The sequence below is a fragment of the Stenotrophomonas maltophilia genome (assembly GCF_025642255.1).
GTDB lineage: Bacteria > Pseudomonadota > Gammaproteobacteria > Xanthomonadales > Xanthomonadaceae > Stenotrophomonas > Stenotrophomonas maltophilia_P.
Genome location: NZ_CP106759.1, coordinates 837641 through 863712, shown reverse-complemented (window position 1 = coordinate 863712; position 26072 = coordinate 837641). Strand labels below are relative to the sequence as shown.

General features: G+C 65.7%; 20 protein-coding genes and 6 tRNA genes. 11 read left to right on the top strand and 15 right to left on the bottom strand.

The features are described 5' to 3' along the window. Nucleotides 1-7: 7 nt before the first annotated feature. The 6 genes from N8888_RS03945 to N8888_RS03920 form a co-directional block, all read right to left on the bottom strand. Entirely contained in the window at nt 8-280 is a 273-nt protein-coding gene (locus N8888_RS03945) for a non-specific DNA-binding protein Hbs (protein WP_005408270.1), read from the bottom strand. 217 nt (nt 281-497) lie between these two features. Then, nucleotides 498-2948: an endopeptidase La gene (gene lon / locus N8888_RS03940; RefSeq protein WP_053520353.1), complete on the bottom strand. Its 2451-nt coding sequence runs from the start codon at nt 2946-2948 to the stop codon at nt 498-500. A 142-nt stretch (nt 2949-3090) separates the two neighbouring features. Then, nucleotides 3091-4380 carry an ATP-dependent Clp protease ATP-binding subunit ClpX gene (gene clpX / locus N8888_RS03935; protein ID WP_053520352.1) on the bottom strand — a complete coding sequence of 430 codons (1290 nt, stop codon included), beginning with the start codon at nt 4378-4380 and terminating at the stop codon, nt 3091-3093. Between the two features lie 126 nt (nt 4381-4506). Beyond that, complete coding sequence (gene clpP / locus N8888_RS03930) at nt 4507-5133, bottom strand: ATP-dependent Clp endopeptidase proteolytic subunit ClpP (RefSeq protein ID WP_053520351.1); 627 nt, start codon at nt 5131-5133, stop codon at nt 4507-4509. 76 nt (nt 5134-5209) lie between these two features. Then, a complete protein-coding gene (gene tig / locus N8888_RS03925; protein WP_053520350.1) occupies nt 5210-6505 on the bottom strand; it encodes a trigger factor in 1296 nt (431 codons plus the stop codon). Between the two features lie 190 nt (nt 6506-6695). Further along, nucleotides 6696-6780 (bottom strand) — tRNA-Leu (locus N8888_RS03920). Between the two features lie 144 nt (nt 6781-6924). Here N8888_RS03920 and N8888_RS03915 point away from each other — a divergent pair. Then, complete coding sequence (locus N8888_RS03915; protein ID WP_081279789.1) at nt 6925-7584, top strand: DUF2306 domain-containing protein; 660 nt, start codon at nt 6925-6927, stop codon at nt 7582-7584. A gap of 44 nt (nt 7585-7628) precedes the next feature. Here the strand turns inward: N8888_RS03915 and N8888_RS03910 are convergent. From N8888_RS03910 to N8888_RS03890, 5 genes are all read right to left on the bottom strand, one after another. Further along, nucleotides 7629-7704: transfer RNA gene (locus N8888_RS03910), tRNA-Lys, on the bottom strand. Nucleotides 7705-7868: 164 nt separating this feature from the next. Continuing rightward, nucleotides 7869-7944: transfer RNA gene (locus tag N8888_RS03905), tRNA-Lys, on the bottom strand. 79 nt (nt 7945-8023) lie between these two features. Continuing rightward, nucleotides 8024-8100, bottom strand: a tRNA-His gene (locus N8888_RS03900). 173 nt (nt 8101-8273) lie between these two features. Then, nucleotides 8274-8350, bottom strand: a tRNA-Arg gene (locus tag N8888_RS03895). Nucleotides 8351-8389: 39 nt separating this feature from the next. Further along, nucleotides 8390-8466, bottom strand: a tRNA-Pro gene (locus N8888_RS03890). A 181-nt stretch (nt 8467-8647) separates the two neighbouring features. Here N8888_RS03890 and N8888_RS03885 point away from each other — a divergent pair. Together N8888_RS03885 and N8888_RS03880 are read left to right on the top strand one after the other, a co-directional pair. Then, on the top strand, nt 8648-9403 hold the full coding sequence (locus N8888_RS03885) for a Bax inhibitor-1/YccA family protein (protein WP_053520416.1): 756 nt from the start codon (nt 8648-8650) through the stop codon (nt 9401-9403). Between the two features lie 75 nt (nt 9404-9478). Further along, the gene (locus N8888_RS03880; protein WP_053520417.1) at nt 9479-10099 is read left to right on the top strand and encodes a flavin reductase family protein; all 621 of its coding nucleotides are present in this window, start codon (nt 9479-9481) and stop codon (nt 10097-10099) included. Between the two features lie 3 nt (nt 10100-10102). On the opposite strand, the gene N8888_RS03875 is transcribed toward N8888_RS03880, so the two are convergent. The 4 genes from N8888_RS03875 to grxC form a co-directional block, all read right to left on the bottom strand. Next, the gene (locus tag N8888_RS03875) at nt 10103-10864 is read right to left on the bottom strand and encodes a sulfite exporter TauE/SafE family protein (protein WP_263178339.1); all 762 of its coding nucleotides are present in this window, start codon (nt 10862-10864) and stop codon (nt 10103-10105) included. 197 nt (nt 10865-11061) lie between these two features. After that, on the bottom strand, nt 11062-12066 hold the full coding sequence (locus N8888_RS03870) for an isocitrate dehydrogenase (protein WP_053520418.1): 1005 nt from the start codon (nt 12064-12066) through the stop codon (nt 11062-11064). Between the two features lie 227 nt (nt 12067-12293). Then, on the bottom strand, nt 12294-12686 hold the full coding sequence (locus tag N8888_RS03865) for a carboxymuconolactone decarboxylase family protein (protein ID WP_053519434.1): 393 nt from the start codon (nt 12684-12686) through the stop codon (nt 12294-12296). Next, complete coding sequence (gene grxC, locus N8888_RS03860; protein ID WP_253118867.1) at nt 12683-12973, bottom strand: glutaredoxin 3; 291 nt, start codon at nt 12971-12973, stop codon at nt 12683-12685. The genes N8888_RS03865 and grxC overlap by 4 nt, the downstream gene beginning before the upstream one ends. A gap of 88 nt (nt 12974-13061) precedes the next feature. Here grxC and N8888_RS03855 point away from each other — a divergent pair, with 88 nt between their 5' ends. From N8888_RS03855 to N8888_RS03820, 8 genes are all read left to right on the top strand, one after another. After that, nucleotides 13062-14762 carry a M48 family metalloprotease gene (locus N8888_RS03855; RefSeq protein ID WP_180875756.1) on the top strand — a complete coding sequence of 567 codons (1701 nt, stop codon included), beginning with the start codon at nt 13062-13064 and terminating at the stop codon, nt 14760-14762. 116 nt (nt 14763-14878) lie between these two features. After that, nucleotides 14879-15568: a phosphate regulon transcriptional regulator PhoB gene (gene phoB, locus N8888_RS03850; protein ID WP_053519436.1), complete on the top strand. Its 690-nt coding sequence runs from the start codon at nt 14879-14881 to the stop codon at nt 15566-15568. A 105-nt stretch (nt 15569-15673) separates the two neighbouring features. Continuing rightward, nucleotides 15674-17002 (top strand): phosphate regulon sensor histidine kinase PhoR, encoded by a 1329-nt coding sequence (gene phoR / locus N8888_RS03845; protein WP_053519437.1) that lies wholly within the window; start codon nt 15674-15676, stop codon nt 17000-17002. 4 nt (nt 17003-17006) lie between these two features. Next, on the top strand, nt 17007-19094 hold the full coding sequence (gene ppk1 / locus N8888_RS03840) for a polyphosphate kinase 1 (RefSeq protein ID WP_263177700.1): 2088 nt from the start codon (nt 17007-17009) through the stop codon (nt 19092-19094). A 332-nt stretch (nt 19095-19426) separates the two neighbouring features. After that, on the top strand, nt 19427-20953 hold the full coding sequence (ppx, locus tag N8888_RS03835) for an exopolyphosphatase (RefSeq protein WP_053519439.1): 1527 nt from the start codon (nt 19427-19429) through the stop codon (nt 20951-20953). Nucleotides 20954-21245: 292 nt separating this feature from the next. Then, nucleotides 21246-24176 carry a TonB-dependent receptor domain-containing protein gene (locus tag N8888_RS03830; protein WP_263177698.1) on the top strand — a complete coding sequence of 977 codons (2931 nt, stop codon included), beginning with the start codon at nt 21246-21248 and terminating at the stop codon, nt 24174-24176. Nucleotides 24177-24342: 166 nt separating this feature from the next. Continuing rightward, nucleotides 24343-25488: a glycosyltransferase family 4 protein gene (locus N8888_RS03825; RefSeq protein ID WP_065182471.1), complete on the top strand. Its 1146-nt coding sequence runs from the start codon at nt 24343-24345 to the stop codon at nt 25486-25488. Beyond that, a complete protein-coding gene (locus N8888_RS03820; RefSeq protein ID WP_053519442.1) occupies nt 25469-26008 on the top strand; it encodes a phosphatase PAP2 family protein in 540 nt (179 codons plus the stop codon). The genes N8888_RS03825 and N8888_RS03820 overlap by 20 nt, the downstream gene beginning before the upstream one ends. The last annotated feature ends 64 nt before the right edge of the window (nt 26009-26072 follow it).

Genomic DNA, 26072 nt, shown 5'->3' with positions numbered 1-26072 from the left:
GAGCCGCTTAGTTTACAGCATCCTTAAGGGCCTTGCCAGCCTTGAAGGACGGATTCTTCGAAGCAGCGATCTTGATGGTGTCGCCGGTCTTCGGGTTGCGGCCGGTGCGGGCTGCACGGTCGCGGACCTGGAAGGTACCGAAGCCAACCAGGGTGACCGCATCGCCGTCCTTCAGCGCCTTGGTGATGGCAGCAACGACGGCATCGACAGCGCGGCTGGACTCGGCCTTGGTCAGGTCGGCAGCTTCAGCAACGGCGTCGATCAATTCGGTCTTGTTCATTCTCTACAACTCCTTTGGCGGTGGGTTCCGCGGATTCGACAGGGAAGCAACCGCACGCCATCTGCGCGCGATCGCCATGTGGAAACGGTTCGCCGATTCAGAGATCGCCAACAGCGATCACTCATTTGCGAGTGCTGCTTTTATACCAGTGGCCCTACCCCCACGCAAGCTGGAAAGCCAGCAACGACGCGGGTTTCAGGCCATTCGGCAACGCGCGTCAGTGCTTGACGCGCGCGTTTCCACTCGGTTTCGCCTTGCTACGTACCGTGACGCGCTGCGCACTCTTGCGCGCCTTCTTCGGTGCCAGCGGACGCTCCAATGCCAGATCAAGCACTTCTTCGATGTACTTCACCGGCACGATCTTCAGATCACGGGTGACGTTGGCCGGGATGTCGGCCAGATCCTTGCGGTTCTCTTCGGGAATGATGACCGTGCGGATACCGCCACGCAGTGCAGCCAGCAGCTTCTCCTTCAGTCCACCGATGGCGGTGACCCGCCCACGCAGCGTGATTTCGCCGGTCATCGCCACATCGGCACGCACCGGCACCCTGGTCAGCATCGAGACCAGGGAGGTCACCATCGCCGCGCCGGCGCTCGGGCCGTCCTTCGGCGTGGCACCGTCCGGAACATGCAGGTGCACGTCGTGCTTCTGCAGGAAGTCGCTGTCGATGCCGAAACGATCGGCGCGCGAACGCACGACCGACAACGCCGCCGAAGCCGATTCCTTCATCACGTTGCCGAGCTGGCCGGTCAGGATCAACTGGCCCTTGCCTGGCACCAGCGTCGATTCGATCTGCAGCAGGTCGCCACCGACTTCGGTCCAGGCCAGGCCGGTGACCAGGCCGATCTCGTTCTCTTCCTCGGCGCGGCCAAAATCAAAGCGGCGCACGCCCAGGTACTTGTCCAGGTTCTTGCCGGTCACCGTGACCAGCGCCTTGGCCTTCTTCGCGCCCTTCCTGGCCTTCACCGGCTGCGGGCCTGCCAGCGCGATCTCCTTCACCACCTTGCGGCAGATCTTGGCGATCTCGCGTTCCAGATTGCGCACGCCCGACTCGCGGGTGTAGTAGCGCACGATGTCCTGGATCGCATCGCTGCCGATTTCCAGTTCCTCCGGCTTCAGGCCATTGGCCTTGATCTGCTTGGGCACCAGGTAGCGGGTCGCGATGTTGAGCTTCTCATCCTCGGTGTAACCGGGGATGCGGATCACTTCCATGCGGTCCAGCAGCGGGCCCGGAATGTTGAGCGAGTTCGAGGTGGCCACGAACATCACTTCCGACAGATCCAGGTCCACTTCCAGGTAGTGATCGTTGAATGCGTTGTTCTGCTCCGGATCGAGCACTTCCAGCAGCGCCGAAGAGGGATCACCACGGAAGTCCATCGACATCTTGTCGATCTCGTCGAGCACGAACAGCGGGTTCTTGCTGCCGACCTTGTTGAGGTTCTGCACGATGCGGCCCGGCATGGAGCCGACGTAGGTGCGACGGTGGCCACGGATCTCGGCCTCATCACGCACGCCGCCCAGCGACATGCGCACGAACTTGCGGTTGGTGGCCTTGGCGATGGACTGGCCGAGCGAAGTCTTGCCCACGCCCGGCGGCCCGACCAGGCACAGGATCGGGCCCTTCATCTGCTTCACCCGCGACTGCACCGCCAGGTATTCAAGGATGCGCTCCTTGACCTTCTCCAGGCCGTAATGGTCGGCATCGAGTGTGTCCTGCGCAGCCTTCAGGTCCTTGCGCACTTTGGTGCGCTTCTTCCACGGCACGCCCAGCAGCCACTCCAGGTAATTGCGCACGACCGCCGCCTCAGCGGACATCGGCGACATCTGCTTGAGCTTGTTCAGTTCGTTGCGCGCCTTGGCTTCCACGGCCTTCGGCATGCCCGCTTCGGCGATCTTGCGGGCCAGCTCTTCCAGCTCGCCCGGCGCGTCGTCGAGGTCACCCAGTTCCTTCTGGATGGCCTTCATCTGTTCGTTGAGGTAGTACTCGCGCTGGCTCTTCTCCATCTGCGACTTCACGCGGCCGCGGATGCGCTTTTCCATCTGCTGCACGTCGATCTCGCCGTCAACCAGGCCGACCAGCATCTCCAGGCGCTCGCCGACGGCCAGCGTTTCCAGCAGGCGCTGCTTGTCGGCCAAGCGCACGCTGATGTGGGCGGCGATGGTATCGGCCAGGCGCGCAGGCTCGTCGATCCCGGCCAGGGTCTGCAGCAGCTCCGGCGGCAGCTTGCGGTTGGTTTTCACGTACTGCTCGAACAGCGACATCAGCGAGCGGGCGATCGCCTCGATCTCGCGCGGCTCGCGCTCGTCCGCAGCGTCGATCTCCACGGCCTGGCCGTGCAGCGAACCGTTGCGTTCGTCGACATGGGTCACCTGCACGCGCGAGAGGCCTTCGACCAGCACCTTGATCGTGCCATCGGGCAGCTTCAGCAGCTGCAGCACCTGCGCCAGCGTACCGACCTGGTAGAGATCGGCCGCATGCGGGTCGTCGGTCTCGGCGGACTTCTGCGCGAGCAGCAGGATGCGCTTGTCTGCCTCCATTGCCTGTTCGAGCGCGTGCATGGACTTGTCACGGCCGACGAACAGCGGGATGACCATGTGCGGGAACACCACTACGTCGCGCAGCGGCAGGACCGGCAGGTCGAGGGTTTCACTTGGGGAACGGGCCATGGGGGCTCCAGGGAAGGGGAAAACCGCCTCCGGGAGGACATCTTCCGGAGACAAAAAAAGCCGATGGCCCCGTTATGGGGCCATCGGCTTTCAGATGCAAGGCATTCCTTTAAAATTCTTTCCAATCAACAACTTGGAAGAATCACTCGGCGCCTGCGGCCTTCTGTTCAGGGGCCGCCGGGGTCTGGTAGATCAGGTACGGCTCGGACTTGTGCTCGATCACCGATTCGTCCACCACCACCTTGCTGACGTTTTCCTGCGAAGGCAGGTCGTACATGGTGTCCAGCAGCACCGATTCGACGATGGTGCGCAGGCCACGGGCGCCGGTCTTGCGCTTGAGCGCCTTGCGGGCGATGGCCGACAGGGCGTCCGGACGGAACTCCAGTTCGACGTTCTCCATCTCGAACAGCTTCTTGAACTGCTTGGTGATGGCGTTCTTCGGTTCGGTCAGGATCTTGATCAGGGCCGGCTCGTCCAGCTCCTCCAGGGTCGCCACCACCGGCAGGCGGCCGACGAACTCGGGAATCAGGCCGAACTTGATCAGATCTTCCGGCTCGACTTCCGCCAGCAGCTTGCCCACTTCCTGCTTGCGCTCGGCGCTCTTCACCTTGGCGCCGAAGCCGATGCTGCCCACGTCGGTGGAACGGGCCTGGATCACCTTGTCCAGGCCGGCGAACGCGCCGCCGCAGATGAACAGGATGTTCTTGGTGTCCACCTGCAGGAACTCCTGCTGCGGATGCTTGCGACCGCCCTGCGGCGGCACGCTGGCCACGGTACCTTCGATCAGCTTCAGCAGGGCCTGCTGTACGCCTTCGCCGGACACGTCGCGGGTGATCGACGGGTTCTCGCTCTTGCGCGAGATCTTGTCGATCTCATCGATGTAGACGATGCCCTGCTGCGCCTTCTCGACGTCGTAGTCGCACTTCTGCAGCAGCTTCTGGATGATGTTCTCCACGTCCTCGCCCACGTAACCGGCTTCGGTCAGCGTGGTGGCGTCGGCCATGGTGAACGGCACGTTGAGCAGGCGGGCCAGGGTTTCGGCCAGCAGGGTCTTGCCCGAACCGGTCGGACCGACCAGCAGGATGTTCGACTTCGCCAGCTCGACGTCGTCGTTCTTCTGCCGGCTCTCGATGCGCTTGTAGTGGTTGTACACGGCCACGGCCAGGGTGCGCTTGGCGCGGTTCTGGCCGATCACGTACTGGTCGAGGACCTCGAGGATCTCGCGCGGCTTCGGCAGCGAGCTGCGCGCCGACTGCGCCTTCTCCTCAAGTTCTTCGCGGATGATGTCGTTGCACAGCTCCACGCATTCATCGCAGATGAACACGCTCGGACCCGCAATCAGCTTGCGCACTTCATGCTGGCTCTTGCCGCAGAAAGAGCAGTAGAGGATCTTGCCGGTGTCCGTGGAACGACCTTGGCGGTCTTCGCTCATGCTTCGCTTACCCAGTTACCCCACCCGCTGAACGGGGGTTCGATTCGAGAATAGCACAGGGCCGGAGGGACACCAGTCCCGCCCGACCCTGCAGGAACGAGGCCTGCCTGGCCCCGTGAAGGCGGCTCAACCCGCCTGGACCGACTCATCCGGGCGACGCTCCAGGACCTGGTCGACCAGGCCGTAGGCCTGCGCTTCGACCGCACTCTTGAAGTTGTCGCGCTCGGTATCGCGAGCGATCGTTTCCAGCGACTGGCCGGTGTGGCGGGCCAGGATCTCATTCAGGCGCGAACGCAGCGTCAGGATCTCGCGCGCGTGGATGTCGATGTCCGTCGCCTGGCCCTGGTAACCCCCCAGCGGCTGGTGGATCATCACGCGCGAATTCGGCAGCGCATAGCGCTTGCCGGCTTCACCTGCAGCCAGCAGGAGGGCACCCATCGAGGCCGCCTGGCCGATGCAGGTGGTGCTCACATTCGGCTTGATGTACTGCATGGTGTCGTAGATCGCCATACCGGCGGTGACCACGCCACCCGGCGAGTTGATGTAGATGTTGATGTCCTTTTCCGGGTTCTCCGATTCCAGGAACAGCAACTGCGCCACCACCACGTTGGCCATGTGATCGTCGATCGGGCCCACGAGGAAGATCAGGCGCTCCTTCAACAGGCGCGAATAGATGTCGTAGGCACGCTCGCCGCGGCTGGTCTGCTCGACCACCATCGGAACCAGGTTCAGGGCTTTGGTTCGGTTGTCCATTACGTGAGGTACCTATCTTGGGGGGAAACAACCCCGCGCCGGCAGGGGCGCGGGGCATACGGTGATCCGCCCGGACTTACTGGCGGATCGCGTCCTGGAACGACAGCTTCTCTTCGGTGTGCTGGGCGCGCTCGGCGATCCAGTCGATCACCTGCTCTTCCATCACACGGTTCTGCAGACCAGACATCAGCTGGGGGTCGTTGCGGTACATCTCAATGACCTGCTCCGGCTCTTCGTAGGTCGAGGCGATCAGACGCAGCGTTTCGTTCAGGCGCTTGGGCTCCAGGCGCAGATCGTTGGTGCGCGCCACTTCGCCGACCAGCAGGCCGACCAGCACGCGCTTGGCGGCGGCGTCCTTGAAACCTTCGTGGGCATCGGCCGGGATCTCGCCCGGGTTGCGGCCGCTGCGGCGGATCTGCTCGACCTGCTGGGCCAGCATCGCGCGGGCTTCGTTCTCGACCAGGCGCGGCGGCATTTCCACCGAGGAATAGGCGGCGATCAGCTGCTCGCCCACTTCACGGCGCAGGCGGTTCATCAGCGCGCCCTTGAGCTCGCGCTCCAGGTTGGCGCGGATGTCGCTGCGGAACTGCTCGACATCACCGCCCTTCACGCCGAAGCTCTTGATGAAGGCCTCATCGACCGCCGGCACCACCGGCTCGGACACTTCGGCAACCTTGACGGTGACCTGCACGGTCTTGCCGGCCAGCACCGGCACGCGCCAGTCGGCCGGGAAATCGACGTCCAGCGTCTTTTCCTCGCCCTTGGCCAGGCCGACCAGGCCCTTTTCGATGGTCTCGAACATCATGCCCTGGCCGAGCACGATCGAACCCTTCTCGGTGCCTTCGGCCGGCAGGCGCTCTTCGCCGGCCTGGGACCAGGTTTCGACCGCGACCAGGTCGCCATCCTGCGCACCACGCGCAACCGGTGCCCAGGTGCGGCGCTGGTTCTGCAGGTTCTCGATCATCTGGTCGATGTCGGCGTCGGTGATCTCGGCGGTGTGGCGCACCACGGTCAGCTTGCTGACGTCGATGTCACCGAAGTCCGGCACCACCTCCACGGTGGCCACGAAGGAGAACTCACCCTCGTCGCCCTTGTCGATGCGCGGGCTGCCGACGATGCGCAGGTCGTGCTCGCGCACGGCCGCGTCGAAGGTTTCGCGCAGCAGGCCGTCCAGCGCCTCGCCACGGACCTGCGCGCCGAAGCGCTGCTCGATCACCTTGGCCGGCACCTTGCCCGGACGGAAACCCTTGATGCGGGTGGTACGGGCGATTTCGCCCAGGCGGCCGTTGATGTGGCTCTGCAGACGGTCTTCCGGCAGCGAGAAGCTCAGGCGGCGTTCCAGGTTGCCGATGGATTCGATCGAAGCTTGCATGTTGACTCCTGCCACCGGTGGCGCTCTGGCCTCCGGCTCGATGATGGATGAAACGGTTGTAAGGTGACGGCGTCCGGGACGCGCCTGCTTGCCGCAGCCCTTTAGTTTCGCCCAATTCGGCGTGCACTGCCAGCGCAGGCCGGGCAAGCGCCTCGGGAACGCCCGGCGGGGGGCGGAGGCAGGCCGGCACTGGTGCGAAAGGGGGGACTCGAACCCCCACGCCTTGCGGCACTGGAACCTAAATCCAGGGCGTCTACCAATTCCGCCACTTTCGCGTGGCCGGCACAGGCGGTCATTGTCGCAGGCGGGTGCACAAAGCGGAAGGCATGACAAACCTGAATACGTAGCCCGGACGCCCACGCGCAGGCGCCGGCACGTGCGCGTAGACTCGTGCCGTTGCCGCCACCCGGTCTGCCCCGATGGAACGCACCCCACTCCGCACGCCCCTGCAGGCCCGGATGCCCGGCTGGTCCACACTCGTCTGGCTGCTCGGTCTTGCAGTCGCGCTGCACTTCCTGTGGGTCACCGCACAGCGCTACGGGCAGGTCAGCGCCGAGGCCTATGGCATGTTCTGGGAGCGTCGCAACTGGCTGTGGCTGCATGTCGCCGGCGGCAGCCTGGCCATGCTGGCCGGCGCCACGCAGTTCATCGGTCCCCTGCGGCGACACCGTCCCCGGCTGCATCGCTGGCTGGGACGGATCTACCTGGCCGGCATCCTGCTGGGGAGCGCCGCTGTCGCCGGCCTGATCGCCACCACCCAGGGCTGGCTGGCACTGAAAATGGCGTTCGCTGCGACCGGCCTGGCGTGGTTGGTCACATCATTCTGCGGCTATCGCAGCATCCGGCGTGGCGACGTCGAGCAGCACCGGCGATGGATGCTGCGCAGCTACCTGGTGACGCTGTCACCCGCGGTGTTCCGCCTGTCGCTGCTGGTGCCTGCGCTCATGCAGCTGGCATCGCCCCTGGTGATGGTGCCGAGCCTGCTGGTGCTGAGCTGGGCCCTGCCGTTGCTGGTGCATGAAGCAGGAAGGCGCCTGGTGTCCATCGGCACACTCGCAGAGCCGTCCGGCAGCCGCTGAACACCCAAGAAAAAAGCCACCTGGAGGACCAAGTGGCTTTCGTCTGGTGGGCTGTCAAGGATTCGAACCTTGGACCTATTGATTAAGAGTCAACTGCTCTACCAACTGAGCTAACAGCCCGAAATCGGGGCGCGAATTATGACCTGATGCGCACACGGGGTGCAAGCTTTTTTTCAACATCGTTGATCGATGCATGCGTGCCACGACCCAAGGTGCTTCGCATGCGCTTTGCGCGGCCTGCAGGCAAGAAAAAAGCCACCTGGGGTACCAGGTGGCTTCTGTCTTGGTGGGCCGTCAAGGATTCGAACCTTGGACCTATTGATTAAGAGTCAACTGCTCTACCAACTGAGCTAACGGCCCGTGAAACTCAGACGCACATTATAGCGTGCATTCTGTTTATTGCAACACCGTGTCGGCTGTGCCGATGCGGTTGAATCAGTGGGGTGGCTGAGGGGATTCGAACCCCCGACCACCGGAATCACAATCCGGTACTCTAACCAACTGAGCTACAGCCACCACTGAAACATTCGCTTCATCGCCGATGCTGCCGGCGCTGGAGCTTTGAAGCCTTGCCTGGAGACCGTCACCGAAGTTCGGGCCACCGAAGCGAGTCCGATATTCTGGTGGAGTCCTCACGCTTTTGCAAGCCTTTCTTCACATCCGCCGATGCGGTCCCGGTGCTTCGCCAATGGCGCGCCCGACAGGAATCGAACCTGTAACCGCCGGCTTAGAAGGCCGGTGCTCTATCCAGTTGAGCTACGGGCGCCCGAACCGGAACGGCGTCCAATCCGACGTGGCGTGGGATTGGTCGGGGTAGAGGGATTCGAACCCCCGACATCCTGCTCCCAAAGCAGGCGCGCTACCAGACTGCGCTATACCCCGGTCTTGCAATCCCCTCGAGCCAGGCCCGGGGAGTTGGTCATTGTCGCCAAGCACGCGGCGAACTGTCAACGCAGCGATCTGTCCCGGGCGCGCGGTCACGGCAGTGGCAGTGGCCATCGGCTATGCTCGACATCGTCGGCCGGATGGCCTTCCTGATCCCTCATTCGCACGGAGAACGCGCATGCGCAGCGGCAACCCGGCTCTTTCCGAGTCGACTTTCCTCGACCTCGCCAACGGCTCGGTGGTGACCCGCCCCGACCAGGCGATGACCCTCAACGGCACCGTCAACAAGACCGGCATCCTGTTGCTGCTGACCGTGCTGACCGCAGCCTTCGCCTGGAACCAGACCGTGGCCTTCGGCCAGGTGCTGCCGGCCGCCAAGCTGTATGCCATGGGCGGCGCGATCGGCGGCCTGGTGCTGGCGCTGGTCACCGTGTTCAAGAAGCAATGGTCGCCGGTCACCGCACCGCTGTACGCGCTGGTGGAAGGCCTGTTCCTCGGCGCCATTTCCGCCGTGTTCGAGCTGCGGTTCCCGGGCATCGTATTCCAGGCCGTGCTGCTGACCTTCGGCACGCTGGCTGCCCTGCTGGTGGCCTACCGCACCGGCGTCATCAAGGCCACCGAGAATTTCAAGCTCGGCGTGGTCGCCGCCACCGGTGGCATCGCCCTGCTCTACCTGGCGTCGTTCGTGCTGTCGTTCTTCAACATCGAAGTCCCGCTGATCCACTCCTCCAGCGGCTGGGGCATTGCCTTCAGCCTGTTCGTGGTCGTGGTCGCCGCGCTGAACCTGGTGCTGGATTTCGATTTCATTGAGAGCGGTGTGGCCCAGCGCGCGCCCAAGTACATGGAGTGGTATGGCGCATTCGGCCTGATGGTGACCCTGGTCTGGCTGTACGTCGAGTTCCTGCGCCTGCTGTCAAAGATTCAGCAGCGCTGATTCCGGTCAGGCTGAAAACGACAAAGGGCGCCTTCGTGGCGCCCTTTCTGTTCCCCTCCCCCTTTCGACCCCGCCATGCCTGCCCTCTTCCACAGCTATCGTCCCGCTGACGGCCATCGCCTGCCGCATGACCCGTTCAACGCCATCATCGGACCCCGCCCGATCGGCTGGATTTCCAGCTGCGCTGCCGACGGCGCGTTGAACCTGGCGCCCTACAGCTTCTTCAACGCCTTCAACTACACACCGCCGATCATTGGTTTCTCCAGCCAGGGCCGCAAGGACTCGCTGCACAACATCGAAGCGACGGGCGAGTTCGTCTGGAACCTGGCCACTTTCGACCTGGCCGAAGCCATGAACGAGAGCTGCCGGGCGGTCGCGCCGGACGTCGACGAGTTCACGCTGGCCGGCTTGACGCCGTTGGCTTCCGGGCAGGTCAAGCCGCCGCGTGTTGCAGAAAGCCCGGTCAGCATGGAATGCCGCTGCACCCAGATCGTCCGCCTGCGCGACGCCGCCGGACAGGACACCAACGGCTGGCTGGTGCTCGGCGAGGTGGTCGCCGTACATATCGAGGCACGACTGCTGGTCGATGGCATCTACGACACTGCAGCCGCCGACCCGATCCTGCGCGGCGGTGGACCGGCCGACTATTTCCGCGTCAGTGCCGAGCAGCGTTTCCGCATGTTCCGGCCGGCCTGAATCTCAGCCGGCAACCGGGCGCGCCAACAGGGCCGGCAGCGACGAGGCGAGCAGCGCGATGCCCGACAGCGTCAGCAGGCTCAATACGATCTGGCGGAACCGCGCCTCGCTGATGCCGATGTAGACCCGCGCGCCCAGCAGCGCCGGAAGCAGCATGGCCGGGGCGACGACAGCGAAGTACGGCAACATCTGCCGGGTGACCAGGCCACTGCCGACGTAGGTGGCCATGGTGACCGACAGCATCGCCAGGTTGAAGTTCTGGATGACCGCGCGCTGCTCCTCCTTGCCGAAACCACGCAGCGTGCTCCACAGCGTGGGCACGGGACCTGCGAAGCCGCCGATGCCGCTGAGCACGCCACCGGCCATGCCCGCCACGGTGTCGCCGATGCGCCCGCCCGTGGTGATCGGCGGCAGCGAACGGGCCATCAGCATCACCGGGCACCACAGTGCAAGGAAGCCGCCCAGCAGGGCCTTGAACCAGTCCATGTCCAGCTGCGGCAATACCATCACGCCCAGCGGAATGCCCGCCAGGCCACCGAAGACGAAGGGCAGCAGCAGACGCAGATTGAATCCGCGCCGCACGGTGAACACGGCCACCAGCTGACCCACCAGCGCGCCGAACACCGACAGCGTAGCCGCCAGGCGTGGCTCCAGCCCCCACGCCCAGAACGACATGGCGACCATTCCGAACGCAAAGCCGGACAGTCCCTGCACGAATCCCGCCACGATCGCTCCAAGCGCGACCAGCAGATACACCGAATCCATCATCACCTCGCTGCGACCCCGTGGCTACGCTGCCACGCCGGCCTGGGCAGCGTAGTGCGTGGCAAGGTACCCGACCAGCGCGCGCACTTTCGGTGCCGCCACACCACATAAGCTGCGCAGAGCATGCGCAGGCACCCAAACGCAACGGGGCGCCCGAAGGCGCCCCGCTGGAAATCCAGACAAGGTCCAGCCACCGCTTACAGGCGCGTGGCGATGGCCTTGGCGAAGCTCATGGTGGTGCCGGTGCCGCCCAGGTCGCCGGTCAGCGAGTCCTTGGCTTCCATGGTCGCCACGATGGCCTTGCGCAGGCGCTCGGCATTCTGCGGCTGGCCGATATGATCCAGCATCTGTGCCGCCGCCAGCAGCAGCGCGCAGGGATTGGCCTTGCCCTGGCCCGCGATGTCCGGCGCGGTGCCGTGCACCGCTTCGAAGATCGCCGCGTCCTTGCCGATGTTGGCACCCGGGGCCAGGCCCAGGCCGCCGACCAGGCCGGCGCAGAGATCGGAAATGATGTCGCCGAACAGGTTGGTGGTGACGATCACATCGAACTGTTCCGGGCGCATCACCAGCTGCATGCAGGTGTTGTCGACGATCATTTCCTGGAACTCGATGTCCGGATACTGCGCGGCCACTTCACGGGCGACGTTCAGGAACAGGCCCGAGGTCGACTTGATGATGTTGGCCTTGTGCACGGCGGTGACCTTCTTGCGGCCGACGCTGCGGGCCAGTTCGAAGGCGTAGCGCACGATGCGCTCCGAGCCCTTGCGGGTGATGCGGGTGCCGGAGAAGGCAGTCTCGCCGTCGGCCGACACTTCCTGGCCTTCGGCCAGGTAGGCGCCTTCGGTGTTCTCACGCACGGTGATCAGGTCGACGTTGTCGAAACGCGACTTGGTGTTCGGGAAGGTGTGGGCCGGACGCACGTTGGCGTACAGGTCGAAATGGCGGCGCAGGCTGACATTGATCGAGGTGAAGCCACCACCGACCGGCGTGGTCAGCGGGCTCTTCAGGGCAACCTTGTTACGCGCGATCGAGTCCAGGGTGACCGCCGGCATCAGGTCGCCGTGCTTCTCCAGCGCCGCCAGGCCGGCGTCGGCCTCTTCATACTCCAGGCCGGCATTGAGCTGGTCGAGCACGTACAGGGTGGCGTCCATGATCTCCGGGCCGATGCCGTCGCCGCGGATGACCGTAATTTTCTGCGTCATTGATCGATGTTCCGAACAGGGGGAAAAAACGCCGTCCGGACGTGCCCGGAAACGCCGGCGCAAAGGAAGTTTCACCGGCAATTATGCCTGAGCCGGGGCCGAGGTCCCAAATAGACCATGGTCCCAGTCCCCGGCTCAGGCAGAATTGCCCGCGTATTCCGGTAGCGCCGGGCCATGCCCGGCGGGTGGGCGTCCGGTCATTCGCCGGGCATGGCCCGGCGTTACCCTCAGTGCTCGTGGGCTTCCGGGGCGGCGGCACCGCCTTCGAGCTGGTCGAGGAAATCGACCGCGCGGCGCAGGTGCGGGATCACGATCGAGCCGCCGACCACCAGGCCGACCGAGAAGGTCTCGAAGAACTCCTCGCGGGTCACCCCGGCCTCCTTGCACTGGGCCACGTGGTAGCTGATGCAGTCGTCGCAGCGCAGCACCATCGAGGCCACCAGCCCCAGCAGCTCCTTGGTCTTCACATCCAGCGCGCCGGCCTGGTAGGTCTGCGTATCCAGCGCGAAGAACCGGCGCACCACCTGGTTCGGCTCGCCCAGGATGCGCTCGTTCATGCGCTTGCGGAACGCGGTGAACTCGGCGATGCGGTCCTTGCTGCCGTCGTCGGCCGCGCTCATGCCTGGCCCTGCCCGGCCAGCAGCGGCTCAAGCTTGCCTTCACGGTGCAGCGCCATCATGTCGTCATAGCCACCGACATGGAGGTCGCCGACGAAGATCTGCGGCACGCTGGTGCGGCGGGTCAGCGCCATCATCTTCTCGCGTTCGGCCGGGTCCAGGTCGATGCGGACCTCGGTCCACTGCTGGCCCTTGCTCTTGAGGAAGTTCTTGGCGGCCACGCAGTACGGGCAGACGGCAGTGGAATAGATGGTGATGGCGGGGGCACCGCCGGCGGTCTGGGCTGTCACGGGAAACTCCACGATGGATCGACGGTCTACATATGGTACCGGTGCGCTGGAATTTCCACGCTACCACCGCAACACTGTGGATTAACGAATGGTTGCCCCCTGCCCTGCCACGCTTGGCGCGCCCCGCCCGAGGACCTCCCGCTTGCGAGCCCTGCTGCTTTCGACCGCCGTCACCTTCGCCCTGGCCATGCCGCTGGCCCAGGCCCAGGAGAAGCTGCCCGACATCGGCTCCTCGGCCGGCGAGCTGCTGACCCCGGCCCGCCAGGCCGAGTACGGCGCGATGATGCTGCGCGAGCTGCGCAACTATGGCTACCTGCTGGACGATCCGCTGGTCAATGACTGGCTGCAGACCATGGGCACCCGCCTGGGGTCCAACAGCGACCAGCCGCGCCAGCCCTACACCTTCTTCGTGATGAAGGACCGCCAGATCAACGCCTTCGCGACCCTGGGCGGCTACATCGGGGTCAACGCCGGGCTGGTGCTGACGGCCGAACGCGAAGACGAGGTTGCCGCGGTGCTGTCACACGAAATCGCCCACGTCACCCAGCAGCACGTGCTGCGCGGGGTCGAGCGCGCCCAGCGCGACCAGATCCCGATCCTGCTGGGCATGCTGGCGGCGGTGGTGGCGGCACAGGCCAGCAACAGCACCTCTTCAGGCAATGCGACCATGGCCGCGATCAGCTCGGGCATGGGCCTGATGCAGCAGCGGCAGATCAACTACACCCGCTCCAACGAATCGGAAGCCGATCGGCTGGGCATACGCACCCTGTCACGCAGCGGTTACGACGTGGACGCGATGGCCGGCTTCTTCGAGCGGATGTCGACGGCCATGCGCGGCAACGAGGGCGGCTACAGCGTGCCGGAGTTCCTGCGCACGCACCCGGTCAACATCACCCGCATCAGCGAAGCGAAGGCCCGCGCCGAGCAGATGAAGAAGGACACGGTGCTGCTGACCACCACCACGCCCAGCGGCGAGCGCAGGGAACGGGTGGACCCGGCCGACCCGACCCTGTCCGAACCGCTGCTGCGCGGCAGCAACCCGCTGCTGCCAAGCAGTGTGCTGCGGGTGCCGGTTGGCCAGCTCAGCCGGGGCCCCAGCGGCGACTTCGACTGGGCACGTGAACGGTTGCGGGTGCTCAGTGCCGACTCCACCGGCGAGGTGGAGCGCGAGTACGCCGACCTGGGCAAACGCCAGAAGAGTGGATTGAACGATGCCCAGCGCTACGGCCAGGCCCTGGCGGTCATGCGGGGGGGACGCAGCGGTGCCGGCGAGGCGCGGCAGACCCTGAACGGCCTGCTGCAGGCCCATCCGGACAGCCTGTGGGTAGCCCTGGCCCTGGCCGAGGCCGAATCGCGCTCGGGCCAGGCCACGCAGGCCAATGCCCGTTTCGAGCAGCTGCTGCGTGAGCATCCCAACAGTCGGCCCGTCGCGCTGACCTACGCCGAGATCCTCAACGAACAGGGCAACCGCGAGGCGGGGCAGCGCGCGCAGGCCATGCTGCGGCCGCTGCTGTCGCAAAGTGGTAACGATCCGGTGTTCCAGCAGCGCTACGCCCGTGCCAGCGAGCTGGCCGGGGACAGCGTCCGTGCCAGCGAGGCCTACGCCGAGGCCGCCTTCCTCAGCGGCCGGCCGGAGCAGGCGCTGATGCAGCTGCAGGCGCTCAAGCGCAATCCCGCACTGGACTACGTGGGACGGGCCCGGGTCGACGCGCGCATCGAATCGATCACCCCGACCGTGCTGGAGCTGCGCCGGCAGGGCGTGCAGGACCCCGATCTGGACCGCCGCTGAGCGCTGCATGACCGGTCCGTGGCAATCGGGAGCGGTTCCTGCCCGATGGTCACAAACATGTCATCAAACCGTAGTCTACTGGCACCCGTCCAGTAACCGAGCCCTACGGTGCCCTCGTGCAGAAACGTATCCTGATCGTCGATGACGAGCCCGCGATCCGCGAAATGGTCGCCTTCGCCCTGCGCAAGGGTGACTACGAGCCGGTCCACGCCGGTGATGCCCGCGAAGCCCAGACCGCGATCGCCGACCGTGTTCCCGACCTGATCCTGCTGGACTGGATGCTGCCCGGCACCAGCGGCCTGGATCTGGCGCGCCGCTGGCGCAAGGAGACGCTGACCCGCGAGGTGCCCATCATCATGCTGACCGCGCGTGGCGAGGAGAACGACCGTGTCGGCGGCCTGGAAGCCGGCGTCGACGATTACGTGGTCAAGCCGTTCTCGGCCCGGGAGCTGCTGGCCCGCATCCGTGCGGTCATGCGCCGCGCCCGCGAAGACGACGAGGACGGCAGCGTGGCGGTCGGTCCGATCCGCATCGACGGTGCCGCGCATCGCGTGTTCGCCAACGAACAGCCGGTGCCGATCGGCCCGACCGAGTACCGCCTGCTGCACTTCTTCATGACCCACCCCGAGCGCGTGTACACCCGCGCCCAGCTGCTGGACCACGTGTGGGGCGGCAGCGTGTACGTGGAGGAGCGCACCATCGACGTGCACATCCGCCGCCTGCGCAAGACGCTGGAACCGTTCAATGCCGAGAACATGGTGCAGACCGTGCGCGGCGCGGGTTACCGCTTCTCGACCGCCACCTGAGTCCCGTCGTGCCGGCATCGCGCACCACGGGTGCCGGTGCCGGCAACTCTGCTATAACCCTTGGTTCATTGCAGTGAACCACCGCACCTCATCGACGAGACCGCAATGCCCCGCCACATCCGCTCTGCCTGGTTGAAGACGCTGGCTACCGTCGCCGCGGTACTGCTGTTCGCCGGACTGGTGGGATGGTTCACGGGCCATCTGTGGTTGTGCGTCGCACTGGGCGCGCTGGCGACGCTGGCCTGGCATTACTGGCGGTTGCGCAGCGTGCTGCGCCGGCTGACCGCGCGCCAGCGCTGGGATACCGCCGAAGGCACGGGTGTGTGGAATGAACTGGATCGCCTGCTGTACCGCAACCAGGTCGAAATGCGCGTGCGCAAGCGGCGCCTGCTGGACATGCTGCGCAGCTACCGCGCCGCGGCCGCCGCGCTGCCCGACGCAGTGGTGGTGCTCGACCGCAACAGCCAGCGCGTGCAGTGGTTCAACGAAGCGGCCACCGCCCTGCTTGGCCTGCACCACCCGGGCGACCTGGGCGAGGCCCTTGTCGAGCGGTTGCAGCCGATGCCGCTGGCCCACTGGCTGGCCGGTGGTCGCAACGCCGAGCCGATCCTGGACGTGCCCTCGCCGGTCGATCCAGCGATCCGCCTGAACCTCCGCCTGATTCCGTATTCGTCGGACTACTGGCTGCTGATCGCCCGTGATGTCAGCAAGCTGCTGCGCCTGGAGCAGGTCCGCCGCGATTTCGTCGCCAATGTTTCACATGAGCTGCGCACCCCTCTCACCGTGGTGCACGGCTACCTGGACATGATGGATCCGGAGGATTTCCCCGGCACCGGCCCGATGCTTGAAGAAATGCGCAAGCAGAGCCAGCGCATGGCCCAGCTGGTGGAAGACCTGCTGACCCTGTCGCGGCTGGAGTCGCAGGAGCACACCGAAGAGGAAGTCGTGGCCATGCAGCCGATGCTGGCCACGCTGCGTCGCGAAGCCGAGGCCCACAGCCAGGGTCGCCACCAGATCAGCATCGAAGACCTTGCCGGTGTCGACCTGCAGGGCTCGACCAAGGAGCTGCACAGCGCCTTCTCCAATCTGGTCACCAATGCAGTGCGCTACACGCCGGCCGACGGCCGCATCACCGTAGAGTTCCGTCGCGAAGGCGACGGCGCGGTGCTGGCCGTGCGCGATACCGGCTATGGCATCCCGGCAACCCACCTGCCGCGGCTGACCGAGCGCTTCTACCGCGTTTCCAGCAGCCGCTCGCGCGAGAGCGGCGGCACCGGCCTCGGCCTGTCCATCGTCAAGCACATCCTCGGCCTGCACCATGCGCGGCTGGAGATCGAAAGCGAGGTCGGCAAAGGATCGGTGTTCTCCTGTCATTTCGATGCCGACCACGTGCGCCCGCGCGAGTCCGCCCCCCTGACCTCCGTCGAAGAATGAAGCCATGAGCAGCCTCGGATCCCTCCCTCTCCCCGTGAGCCCGGACAACGATCCGCTGCGCGATCCGGCGCTGTACATCAACCGCGAACTGTCGCAGCTGGATTTCAACTTCCGCGTGCTGGCCCAGGCCATGGACCCGCAGGTGCCCCTGCTGGAGCGCCTGCGCTTCATGTGCATTTCCTGCACCAACCTCGACGAATTCTTCGAGATCCGGGCCGCCGCCGTCCGCCACGCGCAGGAATACGGCCTGCCGCCGGCTCCGGACGGCATGAGTCCGCAGGCCATCCTCAACGCCATCCATGAACGCGCCGCCGAACTGGTGGACCAGCAGTACCGCTGCTGGAACGAGACACTGCGCCCGGCCCTGATGGATGCCGGCATCGGCGTGCTCGGCCGCCATTCGTGGAACCACCGGCAGAAGCGCTGGCTGCGGGCCTACTTCCGCAACGAGATCATGCCGGTGCTGTCGCCGCTGGGTCTGGATCCGGTGCATCCGTTCCCGAAGATCCTCAACAAGTCGCTGAACATCGTCGTCGTGCTGAAGGGCACCGATGCATTCGGCCGCGCCGGCCACCTGGCCATCGTGCGCGCACCGCGCTCGCTGCCGCGCATCATCCAGCTGCCGGAAAAACTCGGTGGCTCGCAGAACTTCGTGTTCCTGTCCTCGGTGCTGTCCACCTTCGTGGATGAACTGTTCCCGGGCATGGAAGTCCAGGGCGCCTACCAGTTCCGCGTGACCCGCAATTCCGAGCTGGTGGTGGACGAGGAGGAAGTGGAGAACCTGGCGCTGGCACTGCGCGATGAACTGGTCGACCGCGGCTACCGGCCGGCGGTGCGGCTGGAAATCGCTCATGACATGCCGCGCGAGATCGTGCGTACCCTGCTGCAGAACTTCGGCCTGACCGAGAACGCGGTGTATCGCATCGACGGCCCGGTCAACCTCAACCGCATCATCCAGCTGTACGACCTCATCGCGCAGCCAGACCTGAAATATCCGCCGATGACGCCGCGCACGCTGCGCGACACCGATGGCATCTTCGAGACCGTGGCGCGCCAGGACCTGCTGCTGCACCATCCCTTCGATGCGTTCGCCGCCGTACTCGACCTGATCCGCCAGGCGGCGCTGGATCCGAACGTGCTGGCGATCAAGCAGACCCTGTACCGCACGGGCAAGGATTCGCTGATCGTCGATGCGCTGATCCAGGCTGCACGTGCCGGCAAGGATGTGACCGTGGTGGTCGAGCTGCGCGCACGCTTCGATGAAGAGGCCAACCTCGGGCTGGCCGATCGCCTGCAGGAAGCCGGCGTACAGGTGGTGTATGGCGTGGTCGGCTACAAGACCCATGCCAAGATGCTGCTGATCGTGCGTCGCGAAGGCCGCAAGCTGCGCCGTTACGTGCACCTGGGCACCGGCAACTACCACAGCGGTACGGCGCGCGCGTACACCGACATCAGCCTGATCACCGCCGACGCGGACATCGGCAATGATGTGCACCTGCTGTTCCAGCAGCTGTCCGGGCTGGCCTCGAAGATGAAGCTCAAGCGCCTGCTGCAGTCGCCCTTCACCCTGCATACCGGCATCCTGTCGCGGATCGAGCGCGAGACGCGCATCGCGGCCGCGGGCCGCCCGGCACGCATCATCGCCAAGATGAACGCCCTCAACGAGGCCCAGGTAATCCGCGCGCTGTACGCCGCCTCGCAGGCCGGAGTGCAGATCGACCTGATCATCCGTGGCGCCTGCACCCTGCGTCCCGGCGTCCCGGGCGTGTCCGACAACATCCGTGTCCGCTCCATCGTCGGCCGCTTCCTGGAACACAGCCGGGTCTACTGGTTCGGCAACGATGGTGCGCCCGAACTGTACTGCGCGAGCGCCGACTGGCTGGAGCGCAACCTGCTGCGGCGGGTCGAGACCTGCTTCCCGATCCTGGATCCGACGCTGGCCAAGCGGGTCTACCGCGAAGTCCTGCAGAACTACCTGGACGACAACCTCAACGCCTGGGAACTGGATGCCGATGGCATCTATCACAAGCGTGCCCCGGCCCACGACGAGGCCCCGCATTCGGCGCAGATGGCGTTGATGCAGGGTCTCTGACCCGGTAGGTGCCGGCCTTGGTCGGCACAATGCGTCCAATGTAGAACACCGGGGTCAGAGCCCGTGTCGTTCCGGCAGACCGCGGCCAACTTTCGAAGGCGGGGTGGGTCCGGTTGAGGGGGTGTGAGCGGCATGGATGCCGCGACCAAGCCCCCATGGATGGGTTTACGGCGTCCCCCTCAACCGGACCCGCCCCGCCATCCCTCAGAAAACCCGCTTTTGACGTTGACGTTGACCTTGCCGGCCAGCGGCCGGCACTACCGAACGCCCCCCGACAAAATGTGAAGGCCATGCGGTGACGAGCACACCGCCCCTTCGGCTAACATTCGCCCATGCCGCATACCACCACGACTCCGCCCGCATTGCAGGATGGCGACCTGCTGGCCGCCATCGACCTTGGCTCCAACAGTTTCCACATGGTCATCGCGCGCTACACGCTCGGCCAGCTGCGGGTGATCGACCGCCTGCGCGAAACCGTGCGCATGGCCGACGGTCTGGATGGCAAGGGGGGCCTGTCGGCTGCGGCACGGCAACGCGCACTGGAATGCCTGGCCCGCTTCGGCCAGCGCATCCGCAATGTCCCGTCGCACCGCGTGCGTGCACTGGCCACCAATACCGTGCGGCAGCTGCGTTCACCGCAGTCGTTCCTGGTTCCCGCCGAAACCGCGCTTGGCCATGCCATTGAAGTGGTGAGCGGCCGCGAGGAGGCGCGCCTGATCTACCTGGGCGTCGCCCATGCCCAGCCGCCCAAACCGGGCGAGCGCCGGCTGGTGATCGACATCGGCGGTGGCTCGACCGAGTTCATCATCGGCATGGGCATGCAGACCCTCGAGCGCGAGAGCCTGCAGGCCGGCTGCATTGCCAGCACCCGCCGCTTCTTTCCGGGCGGCAAGCTCAGCAAGAAGCGCTGGAAGGATGCACTGGCCGAGATCGGTCGCGAGTTCCAGCCCTTCGCCAGCAAGTACCGTGCGCTGGGCTGGCAGGAGGCACTGGGTTCTTCGGGCACCCACAAGGCGATCAGCGAGATCTGCGCGACGATGAAGCTGAGCAAGGGGGCGATCACCGCCGAAGCCCTGCCACAGCTGCGCGACGAGCTGCTCAAGGCCAAGAAGATCGACGACATCGTGCTGCCGGGCCTGTCCAGCGATCGCCGCCCGATCATCGCGGGCGGCATCCTGGTGCTGGAGGCGGCCTTCCAGGCATTGGGCCTGCAGAAGCTGCTGGTCAGCAAGGCCGCGATGCGCGAAGGCATCCTTTACGACATTGTCGGCCGTGCCGGCGAGAACGACCTGCGCGACGAATCGGTCGCTGCGCTCACCCACCGTTACGGCATCGACACCGTCCAGGCCGACCGCGTGCAGGACACCGCCCTGTCGCTGCTGGAGCAGGTGCAGGAACGCTGGAAGCTCGACGCTGACGATGCCCGCATGCTCGGCTGGGCGGCACGCCTGCATGAGCTGGGGCTGATGATCGCCCACAGCGGCTATCACGTGCATGGCAGCTACGTGCTGGAACACTCGGACATCGCCGGCTTCTCGCGGCAGGAGCAGCAGATGCTGGCGGCCCTGGTCCGCAGCCATCGCCGCAGCGTGGGCAAGACCGCGTTCGACGCCCTGCCCGAGCGCCTGCTGCTGACCGCGCGGCGGCTGGCCGCGCTGCTGCGCCTGGCGGTGCTGCTCAACCGTGCCCATGAGGACGCTCCGCTGCCGCCGCTGGAACTGACCGCCGATGACAACCGGTTGTCGCTGATCGTGCCGCAGGCGTTCATCGACGCCCGGCCGCTGCTGCGCGCCGACCTGATCGGCGAGACCGACGGCATCGCCGGCCTCGGCATCCAGTTCCGTCCCTTCGTTGCCTGAATACGCGCGCCTCGGCGTTACATTCGGTGACACTTTGCGCAATCTGGCGGCTTTTCCTGTTGCATCGCGTCAGCCCGTCGTTGGCGGTCCATCCGCGACGGCATCGTAAGCGATTGCTTTTGTTCATGTTTTGTGAATATTTGTGGCAAAGCGTTAATTTGTTCGACACACCCTCTTTACACAGCATTAACCAACGAGACTACTATCGGGTCGCTGGTCCGGTCGCACGACCTTCCGGCTTCTTCGACGCCCTTTTTGGCGTCCGTTGCACGACCTGAGAGAGAGAGCTCGTATGACTTCACGCACCACCGCCCTGGGGCAGGCGATCCGCTATGCCCTGGCTACCACTGCAACGCTGGCGGCACTGCCCGCGTTCGCCCAGAGCGAAAGCACTGCTTCGCCGACCAACCTGGACCGTATCGAGATCACCGGTTCGCGTATCCGTCAGGTCGACGTGGAAACCGCCCAGCCGGTGTTCGCGATCAGCCGCAACGATATCGAGCGCCAGGGCTTCAGCTCGGTTGCCGACATCCTGCAGAACGTCACCGCGATGGGCAGCCCGGCAATCAGCCGCGCCAACGCGCTGACCGCAGGCGAGAACGCGGGCGGCACCTACATCGACATGCGCAACCTGGGCACGCAGCGCACGCTGGTGCTGGTCAACGGCAAGCGCCTGGGCATCAGCACGTCCGGCTACCAGGACGTTTCCTCCCTGCCGGTGTCGGCAGTGGAGCGCATCGAGGTGCTGAAGGACGGCGCTTCTGCGATCTATGGTTCGGATGCCATGGCTGGCGTGGTCAACATCATCACCCGCTCCAACGTCACCGGCGTGACCGCCAACGTCTACCACGGCCAGTACAGCGAGGGCGACGGCGCGCGCGACCGCTTCGACGTGGTCGCCGGCTGGAACAACGACCGCATCTCGCTGACCCTGTCGGCCGAGCATGCAGAAGAGAAGGGCGTGTGGGCACGTGACCGCGGCTTCAGCCAGTACGGCATGACCGATCGCCACCCGAACGACAGCAGCAACTGGACCACCATCAGCCAGTACGGCCAGTTCACCGGCGTGCGCGGTCCCGGCTGCAATGCGACGCCTCCGGCAGGCTGTGGCTACTCGCTCAACCGTGGCACGGACCCGACCAATCCGGCCAATTACCACCTCACCAGCACCACACCCTTCACCGGTGACGTGAGCAACGCCAACGACCAGATGCACGTGATGTACCCGGTCAAGCGCGACTCGATCTACTTCGACGGCCGGTTCAAGATCACCGACAACGTCAACTTCCGCACCGAGCTGGGCTACAACCAGCGCGAGTCCACCCGCCAGATCGCGGGCTATCCGCTGCAGTCGAGCACCGCCGGTGTCGGCTCCATGTCGATCGACAGCTACTTCAACCCGTTCGGCAACCAGCACGGCTTCGCCACCCCGACTGCGGTGGCCTGGAACCGCCGCACCTGGGAAGTGCCGCGCGTGACCACCAGCGAGCTGAAGACCTACCGCGCGGTGGCCTCGTTCGACGGCTCGTTCGACATCGGCGAGCGTTACTTCGACTGGGAAGTGGGCTACCAGTACAACCGCAACGAGCTGGAATCGGTGGCGACCGGCAACCTGCACAAGGGTCGCGTCGCGGCCGGCGTAGGTCCGTCCTTCTTCAACGCTGCCACCGGCAAGGTGCAGTGCGGCACTGCCGCTGCTCCGATCTCCTACGACGTCTGCAAGCCGTGGAACCCGCTGGTTCCGTACGGCACCACCGCTGCCGATGGCATCTATGGCAACGAAGAACTGCAGGCGTGGCTGTTCCCGGATGAGATCACCAAGGGCCGCACCACCTCCAAGAACTTCTTCGCCAGCATCGCGGGCAGCATCGTGACCCTGCCGGCCGGTGACCTCGGCTTCGCCTTCGGCGTGGAAAGCCGCAAGGAAGAAGGCAAGTACACCCCGGATGCCCTGGCCCAGACCGGCGCCACCACCAACCTCGCGGCTGGCCCGACCGGTGGCGACTACACCGTCAATGAAGCCTACCTGGAAGTGAACGTTCCGGTGCTGGCCGATCTGCCGGGCGCGAAGGAACTGAGCTTCAACGGTGCTACCCGTTTCTCGGACTACAACACCTTCGGCAACACCCTCAACAGCAAGTTCGGCTTCAAGTGGAAGCCGATCGACTCGCTGATGGTGCGTGGCACCTGGGCGGAGGGCTTCCGCGCCCCGACCATCAACGATCTGTTCGGTGGTGGCTCCGAGACCTTCGCGCAGTTCAGCGATCCGTGCGACACCCGCTTCGGTTCCTCGGCCTCCAGCGCCGAAGTCCGTGCGCGTTGCGCGCGTGACATCGCCAATGCCGATACCTTCCGCCAGCTGCGCCAGGGCGGCACTCCGGTGAACACCTCCACCGATGCCACGCCGGTGCCATTCACCTCCGGCTCCAATCCGCAGCTGACTCCGGAAACCTCGACCAGCAAGACGCTGGGCCTGGTCTGGAGCCCGAGCTTCATCCAGGGCTTCAACGCCTCGCTGGACTGGTGGAAGATCCGCATCGACAACACGATCATTGCCGATACGCCGACCCAGATCCTGCAGGACTGCTACGAAGCAGGCATCGATTCGCGCTGCACGCGCTTCCAGCGTGACCCGGTGACCGGCATCGTGACCAACCTGAAGTTCGGCAACCGCAATGCGGGCTTCATGGAAACCGAAGGTTACGACCTGGATGTGAGCTACCGTCTGGACACCCGGTTCGGCAAGTTCAACGTGAATTCGGCCACCACCTACGTGTCCAGTGCGACCTACCGCACCTCGAACGACAGCTCGATCGTTCCGATCGTCACCAACGGCATCGGCAGCGCCTTCCGCGTCCGCTCGAACCTGGCGCTGGGCTACGATCTGGGTGACTTCGGGGTGACCTGGACCGCGCGCTACTACTCGGGCGTGAAGGAGACCTGCTCCAACATCGGTCTGTATCCGGACGAGTGCTCCGATCCGGGCGTGTATGCACCGTGGTACAAGGGCTCGCGCAACTACAACGAGCGTGGTTCGGTGACCTTCCACGACGTGCAGTTCCGCTACAACCTGCCGTGGGATGCGACCGTCGCCGTCGGCGCCAACAACGTGTTCGAGAAGTCCGGCCCGATCATGTACAGCAAGCCGAACTCCGCGTTCTCGTACTACGGTGGCTACGACATCGGTCGTTTCATCTACATGAAGTACCAGCAGCGCTTCTGATCGATCGCACTGCGACGCTCCACGACCACGGCCCTTCGGGGCCGTGGTTTTTTCTGGCCCCGGCCCCGCCGCCGGCACTCCTGCGCGTCTGTCATGCCTGTGTCGCCAAGCCGTCATGTCGGCTACATCGCCAGGCCCGAGCATGCCGGGAAACCGGAGGCCCGCCATGCGCTATGCCATCGTCACCGAGACGTATCCGCCGGAAGTCAACGGCGTCGCACTGACCGTGCAGGGACTGGAACAGGGCCTGCGGACGGCCGGGCACGAGATCGACCTGATCCGGCCACGCCAGGCCAGTGAAGCGCTGGATTCCGCTCCCGGTACCCTGCTGGTGCCCGGCGCCGCCCTGCCCCGCTATCCCGGGTTGCGGTTCGGCCTGCCGGCCCCGATCCGGCTCGGTCGCCACTGGCAGCAGCAGCGCCCGGATGCGATCTATGTCGCTACCGAAGGCCCGCTGGGCTGGTCGGCGCTGCGTACCGCGCGGCGCCTCGGCATCCCGGTAGCCAGTGGCTTTCACACCCGCTTCGACGAGTATCTGCCCGACTACGGGGTCGCCTGGCTGCAGGCCGCTGCGATGCGCTGGATGCGCCGCTTCCACAACCAGGCCGACGCCACCCTCGTGCCCACCCGCGAGCTCCAACAGTTCCTTGCCGAACAGGGCTTCGAGCGCGTCCGGCTGCTGGCCCGCGCGGTCGACAGCCAGCAGTTCGACCCGGGCCGGCGTGACCCCACCCTGCGCGAGGAATGGGGCATCGACGGCAACGGCCTGGCAGCGATCTACGTTGGCCGCATCGCCGCCGAGAAGAACCTCGGACTGGCCGTGAAGGCGTTCCGCCGCCTGCAGCAGATACGGCCGAAGGCACGCTTCGTCTGGGTCGGCGACGGGCCCGCACGGGAGAAGCTGGCGCATGAGAACCCCGACTTCATCTTCTGCGGCATCCAGCGCGGCGAAGCGCTGGCCCGCCATTTCGCCAGCGGCGATCTGTTCCTGTTCCCCAGCCGCAGCGAGACCTTCGGCAACGTGACCCTGGAAAGCATGGCCAGCGGCCTGGCCACGGTGGCCTTCGATTACGGCGCGGCGCGTGAGTACCTGCGCAACGGCGAGAACGGTGCCGCCGTGGACAACGACGAGCAATTCGTCGAAGCGGCCGTGCAGCTGGCCAGCGATGACACGCTGCGCCGCGAACTGGGCAGCCAGGCCGCACGGGCGATGAAGCGGCTGCATCCGCAGCAGGTGGTGGCCGAGTTCGATGCGCTGCTGGCCGAGCTGGCGAACACCCGGAGGACTGGCCATGCGCACCACGCCGCTTGAACTGCTGCGCGGCAGCGAAACACGCCTGTGCCGGCGGGCGAACCACTATTGCCGGCGCCGCCGCGTGCGCCGTCTGTTCTCGATCATCAGCCGGCTCGGCGACGGCGTGTTCTGGTACGTGCTGATGGGTGTACTGGTGGCGATCGATGGCTTTGACGGGCTGCGCGCATCGGTGCACATGGCCGCCACCGGCCTGGCCGCGCTGCTGCTGTACAAGGGCCTCAAGCGCTGGACCCGGCGCCCCCGCCCGTATGCCGCGGATCTGCGCATCCGGGCCTGGGTGGCCCCCCTGGACGAGTTCAGTTTCCCGTCCGGGCATACCCTGCACGCGGTGTCGTTCACCATCGTGGCGTTGGCCTATTACCCCTGGCTGGCGCCGCTGCTGGTGCCGTTCACCCTCGGCGTGGGCCTGTCGCGGGTCGTGCTGGGCCTGCATTACCCCAGCGATGTGCTGGCCGCCACCGGCATCGCCGCACTGCTGGCGTCGGCCAGCCTGGCCTGGCTGCCGCTGCCGGTGTGAGGGTCACTGCCGCCGCGCTGGCGGGCCATGGCCCGGCGCTACCGGCATCCGGGATGACCTAGAA

What these genes read in the sequence shown, in the direction of transcription:
- N8888_RS03885 (WP_053520416.1), top strand. Translation starts at nt 8,648, where the DNA reads ATGCGCAGCGGCAACCCGGCTCTTTCCGAGTCGACTTTCCTCGACCTC.
- N8888_RS03915 (WP_081279789.1), top strand. Translation starts at nt 6,925, where the DNA reads ATGGAACGCACCCCACTCCGCACGCCCCTGCAGGCCCGGATGCCCGGC.
- tig (WP_053520350.1), bottom strand. Translation starts at nt 6,505, where the DNA reads ATGCAAGCTTCGATCGAATCCATCGGCAACCTGGAACGCCGCCTGAGC.
- ppk1 (WP_263177700.1), top strand. Translation starts at nt 17,007, where the DNA reads ATGAGCAGCCTCGGATCCCTCCCTCTCCCCGTGAGCCCGGACAACGAT.
- N8888_RS03830 (WP_263177698.1), top strand. Translation starts at nt 21,246, where the DNA reads ATGACTTCACGCACCACCGCCCTGGGGCAGGCGATCCGCTATGCCCTG.
- clpP (WP_053520351.1), bottom strand. Translation starts at nt 5,133, where the DNA reads ATGGACAACCGAACCAAAGCCCTGAACCTGGTTCCGATGGTGGTCGAG.
- N8888_RS03870 (WP_053520418.1), bottom strand. Translation starts at nt 12,066, where the DNA reads ATGACGCAGAAAATTACGGTCATCCGCGGCGACGGCATCGGCCCGGAG.
- clpX (WP_053520352.1), bottom strand. Translation starts at nt 4,380, where the DNA reads ATGAGCGAAGACCGCCAAGGTCGTTCCACGGACACCGGCAAGATCCTC.
- N8888_RS03820 (WP_053519442.1), top strand. Translation starts at nt 25,469, where the DNA reads ATGCGCACCACGCCGCTTGAACTGCTGCGCGGCAGCGAAACACGCCTG.
- N8888_RS03825 (WP_065182471.1), top strand. Translation starts at nt 24,343, where the DNA reads ATGCGCTATGCCATCGTCACCGAGACGTATCCGCCGGAAGTCAACGGC.
- phoR (WP_053519437.1), top strand. Translation starts at nt 15,674, where the DNA reads ATGCCCCGCCACATCCGCTCTGCCTGGTTGAAGACGCTGGCTACCGTC.
- N8888_RS03855 (WP_180875756.1), top strand. Translation starts at nt 13,062, where the DNA reads ATGGTTGCCCCCTGCCCTGCCACGCTTGGCGCGCCCCGCCCGAGGACC.
- N8888_RS03945 (WP_005408270.1), bottom strand. Translation starts at nt 280, where the DNA reads ATGAACAAGACCGAATTGATCGACGCCGTTGCTGAAGCTGCCGACCTG.
- N8888_RS03865 (WP_053519434.1), bottom strand. Translation starts at nt 12,686, where the DNA reads ATGAGCGCGGCCGACGACGGCAGCAAGGACCGCATCGCCGAGTTCACC.
- ppx (WP_053519439.1), top strand. Translation starts at nt 19,427, where the DNA reads ATGCCGCATACCACCACGACTCCGCCCGCATTGCAGGATGGCGACCTG.
- N8888_RS03875 (WP_263178339.1), bottom strand. Translation starts at nt 10,864, where the DNA reads ATGGATTCGGTGTATCTGCTGGTCGCGCTTGGAGCGATCGTGGCGGGA.
- lon (WP_053520353.1), bottom strand. Translation starts at nt 2,948, where the DNA reads ATGGCCCGTTCCCCAAGTGAAACCCTCGACCTGCCGGTCCTGCCGCTG.
- N8888_RS03880 (WP_053520417.1), top strand. Translation starts at nt 9,479, where the DNA reads ATGCCTGCCCTCTTCCACAGCTATCGTCCCGCTGACGGCCATCGCCTG.